The organism is Micromonospora sp. NPDC049580, assembly GCF_040675595.1.
Classification (GTDB): domain Bacteria; phylum Actinomycetota; class Actinomycetes; order Mycobacteriales; family Micromonosporaceae; genus Micromonospora.
On the sequence record NZ_JBFAPG010000460.1, the window covers coordinates 1 to 5,120 of the forward strand.

At 70.3% G+C, this 5,120-nt stretch carries 3 protein-coding genes; all 3 read left to right on the top strand.

The genetic code is table 11. The annotated features are described in order from the left end of the window. Positions 1-459: 459 nt before the first annotated feature. Entirely contained in the window at positions 460-942 is a 483-nt protein-coding gene (locus AB0J68_RS26805; protein WP_354860799.1) for a sigma-70 family RNA polymerase sigma factor, read from the top strand. Between the two features lie 8 nt (positions 943-950). Continuing rightward, on the top strand, positions 951-1,604 hold the full coding sequence (locus AB0J68_RS26810; RefSeq protein WP_363941073.1) for a hypothetical protein: 654 nt from the start codon (positions 951-953) through the stop codon (positions 1,602-1,604). A 115-nt stretch (positions 1,605-1,719) separates the two neighbouring features. Next, positions 1,720-4,995 carry a S8 family serine peptidase gene (locus AB0J68_RS26815; RefSeq protein WP_363941075.1) on the top strand — a complete coding sequence of 1,092 codons (3,276 nt, stop codon included), beginning with the start codon at positions 1,720-1,722 and terminating at the stop codon, positions 4,993-4,995. Positions 4,996-5,120: the final 125 nt, after the last annotated feature.

Here is a 5,120-nt window from a genome sequence, read left to right on the forward strand (position 1 = left end):
GGGGTTCGAGTCCCCTCGGCTCCACCCTTGCGAAACGCCCTGGCGGGGATCATTCCCTGCCAGGGCGTTCGGCTTTACCCGGGCGTTCCACGTGACCAGGCCGTCCCCGTCGTCGTCCAGGGTGACCTTCGGCCAGTCGCCGACACCGAGCCTTGTCACCGTGCCGAGGGTGCCGGCGCTGGAGAGCGAGCGACCGAACACCCAACCGCGCCGGCCACGACCTGCGCGTACGCCGTCGGGTCGCTGACCTGTCTTCTCCGCGCACCGTCGCCCCCTGAAATCGATGAACATGCTCAGTCCAGGGCATGATGCCATCGACCAGCTCCACCGCGCGCCGGTCAGGCGGCGGTGTTGCGGGGCCTGCGGACCATCGCGACCACCGGGCCCCGTCGACGGGCCTCGTGCAAATCTTTTTCCGGCTGCGGTAAATGAATCACGGTGCTCATGCGTGTGCCAGGTGTGGAGCAAGAACGGAAGGACTTCGCGGACTTCTACCAGCGCTGCCGGGACAACTGCCTGCGTGCCGTACTGGCCAGTACGGGTGATCGTGCGCTGGCGGAGGATCTGGTCGCTGAGGCGTTCGCCCGGGCCTGGGCATCCTGGCGGAAGGTGAGTCGGCATCCGGCACCGACGGCGTGGGTGGTGCGTACCGCCCTCAACGTCCGGGTGTCCTGGTGGCGGCGGCGTCGGCGCGAGGTCGCCTTCGACGGCCACGACCTGCCCCGGCCGGATGACGACGTTCACGACGTCGACCAGGCGATGCTGAGCGCCATTCGTCGGCTGCCGAAACGGCAACGCGAAGTGATCGTGTTGCGGGTCTGGCTTGACCTGGACGCCAACACCGTGGCCGACGAACTGGGCATCTCACCGCGGACCGTAGCCGTCCACCTGTCTCGCGCCACAGCGACCCTGCGGGCGCAATTCGTGCCCGTGACCAGTTAGGACTCGAAATGAACGAGGATGAGGTGCTCAACGCGATGAGAAAAACTCTTTCCGGCGTGCGGATGGACCGTCCGGTCGAGGCGATCGAGAAGCGCGGCCGGGCCCGCCGGCGTAACCGTGGCGTGTTCGGTGTGGCCGCCGGTGGGGGACTCGCCGCCCTGGCCGCCATCGCGCTGGCCCTGCCGATCGGCTTCGGCCCTTCCGGCTCGTCACCGGCCGGCGGCACCGCGGCGCCGGCGGCCTCGGCGGGTGACGCCACGGCGCCGGCCATGGAACCGGCGGCGTTCTCGGTGGTCAGGCAGGCGGACGGCTCGGTGCGACTGCGCCTGAGGTCCAAGCAGGTGATCGATCCCGATGCGCTGGAGAAGGCGCTGGCCGACGCCGGCGTTCCGGCCGTCGTCAAGGCGGATCTCCTGTGTACGCCAAAGGGCAGGGAACTGCCCCAGATCAAGGACGTCCTGACGTTCGAGCGGATCCCCGGGGTCGACGAGGACGGCGTGTCCGGTGACTCGGAGTGGGTGATCGCGCCGTCGAAGATGCCGAAGGGCAGCGTCCTGTACTTCAGTGTCTTCCCGGTGCACAAGGGCGAGGGCTACGCGAAGGTGGCCTGGGCCCTGGTGCCCAAGGACGCCCCGATGAACTGCCGGTCCGTCGCGAGCTGAGCCCGAGAGCCGGTCCGTTACGGACTCGATCCGTAGCGGACCGGCGTTTTCGCGTTTCACCATCTCCTTGAGTCCTGAGAGGAAAGCCCATGTGTGACCTGTCGGTGAAGAACTCGTGATTCGTAGACGCAACGTCGCAGCCGCTCTGCTGGCCGGGACCATCGCGGCGGTACTCGGTGCCACCACGCCCGCCGGCGCCGAGGCGGCACCGGCCCCCGCGCAGAAGGGGAGTCGCGCGTCGGAGTCGGTCAGCATCACGCTGATCACGGGTGACCGGGTCGTCGTCTCCGCGCAGGGCGGCACCGCCATCGAGCGCGCGCCCGGTCGTGCCGGAGTCCGCTTCGTGAACCAGACCAGCGAGGGTCACCGCCTCGTGATCCCGGTCGACGCGCTGCCGTTGCTGCGCCAGGGTCGGCTGGACAAGCGGTTGTTCGACCTCACGGCACTGACCGAGTTCGGCTACACCGGCGACCGGGACCTGCCCCTGCTTCTCTCGTACGAGAAGAGCGCGAACGCGCGGGCAGCAGTCGATGCGAGCGCCCGAGTGAGTCGTGACATTTCTGGGCTGGGGATGCTGGCGGTGCGTGCGTCGCGCGCCAAGAAGGCCGACCTGTGGAACTCGTTGACCCGGGGTGCCGCCACTGACCGGTCCCTGAGCCCGGGCGTCGACAAGGTCTGGTTGGACGGTAAGCGCACGCTCGCCCTCGACACCGCCGTGGCGCAGGTCGGCGTGCCGGCGGCCTGGCAGCAGGGCCTGGACGGCACCGGCGTGACGGTGGCGGTGCTCGACAGCGGAATCGACGCCGGACACCCGGACTTCGCCGGCAGGATCGTGGCGAACGAGAACTTCCTCGAGGGTTCCGCGGCGGACGACATCGACGGCCACGGCACGCACGTCGCTTCGATCATCGCCGGCAGCGGCGCCGCCTCAGGCGGCAAGTACCGTGGTGTGGCGCCGGGCGCGAAGCTCGCCGTGGGCAAGGTGTGCGAGGGCAACTACTGCGACGAGTCGGCGATCCTGGCCGGGATGCAGTGGGCCGCCCAGAAGGCCCCGGTGGTCAACATGAGCCTGAGCGGCCCCGACTCCCCCGAGGTCGACCCGCTGGAGCAGGCGGTTGAGGACCTCACCGCGGCATACGGCCCGCTGTTCGTCCTCTCGGCCGGCAATCAAGGCTTGCTCGGCAGTCGGACGATCGGATCGCCGGCCGCCGCTGACTCCGGACTGGCGGTCGGCGCGGTCGACGACCAGGATCACCTGGCCGGCTTCTCGAGCCGTGGTCCGCGCCTCGGTGACGGGGCGATCAAGCCGGACATCACCGCACCCGGTGTGGGCATCGTGGCGGCGCGGGCCGCCGCCGGACATGCGGGTGCCCCGGTCTCCGACCGGTACACGAGTCTGTCGGGCACGTCGATGGCGACACCGATGGTGGCCGGCGCGGCCGCCATCGTCACCCAGCAGCACCCCGGCTGGTCGTCGCGTCAGCGCAAGACGCTGCTGATGGGCGCCGCGCAACCGGGCGAGGGGATCGACGTGTTCGCCCAGGGCGCCGGGCGGCTCGACGTTGCCCGGGCGGTGCGTCAGACGATCTCGGTGGACGAGGGCAGTGTCAGCTTCGGCGAGCAGGAGTGGCCGCACACCGACGACACGCCGGTCACGAAGACCCTCACCTACCGCAACGGCGGAACCACGCCGGTCACCCTGACCGTGGCCGTCGACGGCGACGCGGACACCTTCACGGTCGCCGCGACCAGCCTGACCGTGCCGGCCGGCGGGACCGCGACGACGACCGTCACGTCCGACACCCGCGGCGAGGGTCCGGACGGGATCCGGAGCGCCCGGGTCGTGGCCACCGCCCCCGGCGACGTCCGGGTCGAGACCCCGACGGCGGTCGAGCGCGAGGTGGAGAGCTACGACGTCACGTTCCGCCACCTCGGCCGGGACGGGCTGCTGAACCTCAACTACTGGGACCTCCTCATCGGGCTGGACACCCCTCAGTCGTACCAGCTCTACGACGGGGAGGAGGCGCAGACGGTGCGGCTGCCCAAGGGCAGGTACGGCCTGATCGGCAATGTCTACGGCGAGACGGACACCACCATGCTGGTGCAGACCAGCTTCGTGGCCGACACCACGAGGACCGTGACGCTGGACGCCCGCCAGGCCGGTCCGGTCACCATCAGAGTTCCTCGCGCGGACGCCCGGCAGGCCACGGCCAAGGTCGACGCGTACTGGACGGGCCGGAATGCCGGCTTCACGACGGAATCCGTGGTGCCCGGCGACCTGCACGTCGGCCAGATCGGCCCCGCGACCGCGGTGACCGGGTTCCAGAGTTCGATTTCCAGCGTCTTCGCCCGGTGGAAGAACGACGCCGAAGGGTTCCTCGACAGCCCTTACACGTACGAAACCTCGTACACCCGCCAGGGGGTCTTTTACACCGGTTTCGACAAGCAGGTCACCGCGGCCGAACTGGCCACGGTGAAGGCTCACTATGCCCGCGAGGCCGACGGCGCCACCGGCGCGAAGTACAACTGGCCGGTCGTCGGCACGGTCAGTGGCGGCACCGTCGGCCTGCCGTTCTCGCTGCCGTTCGAGCGCACCGAATATCTCGGCACGCAGGGCGGCGTGCAGTGGAGCACCACCTTCGAGCAGCAGGTGCAGACCGACCCGGAGTACGGGCCGGAGCGGGTCACGCAGACGGCCGGACCGGCGCAGGCGTTCACGGCCGGTCGGGTCTACCAGCAGGACTGGAACAGGGCCGTCTTCGCGCCCCTGGATCCCGGTGTCGCCGACGGCGACCTTGACACCGTCTTCCGCAAGGGCGACACGATCGAGGCCAGCATCCCGTTGTTCGGCGAGGGCGCCGGACACTGGGGCCAGCGATACCTGACGGACAGCGCCCGGACCGCCCTGTACGCCGGCGGTGTCTTGATCGGCGAAACCACATCCCTCGACGGCGAGTTCGCGGTGCCGGCGGAGCGACGCGACTACCGGCTGGAGATGTCGGCCACCAGCCCCGCGCCGCACCGGCTGAGCACCGCGGTCAGCGGGCTGTGGACGTTCTCCTCGGCGAACGGCGACACGCGGCTGCCGCTGTCCACGGTACGGTTCAGCCCGTCCTTGGACAGCAACAACGCCGCGCCGGCCGGCACCTTCACCGTGCCGGTCACCGTGACGCCGCTGGCCGGCTCGGCGGCCACCGCCAACCGCACGCTCACCGCGCAGTTCTCGGTCGACGACGGGAAGACCTGGCGGTCCGCCTCGGTCAGCGCCGACCGACGGACGCTGCGGGTCACCAACCCGGCAGCCGGCTACCTCTCCCTGCGCGTGAACGCCACCGACCGCACGGGAAACACCGCCACGGTGACCGTGATCCGCGCGTACGCCGTCAAGTAAGCAGCGCCGGGGGGGGGGGGGGGCGGGGGCGGGCGGGGGCGGGCCTGGGGGGGGTTGGTCAGTGGTCGGCGGGTATCGCTGGTTGGTCGCTTGGTGTGGGGTGTCTGTCGACTGATGGGTCGGGG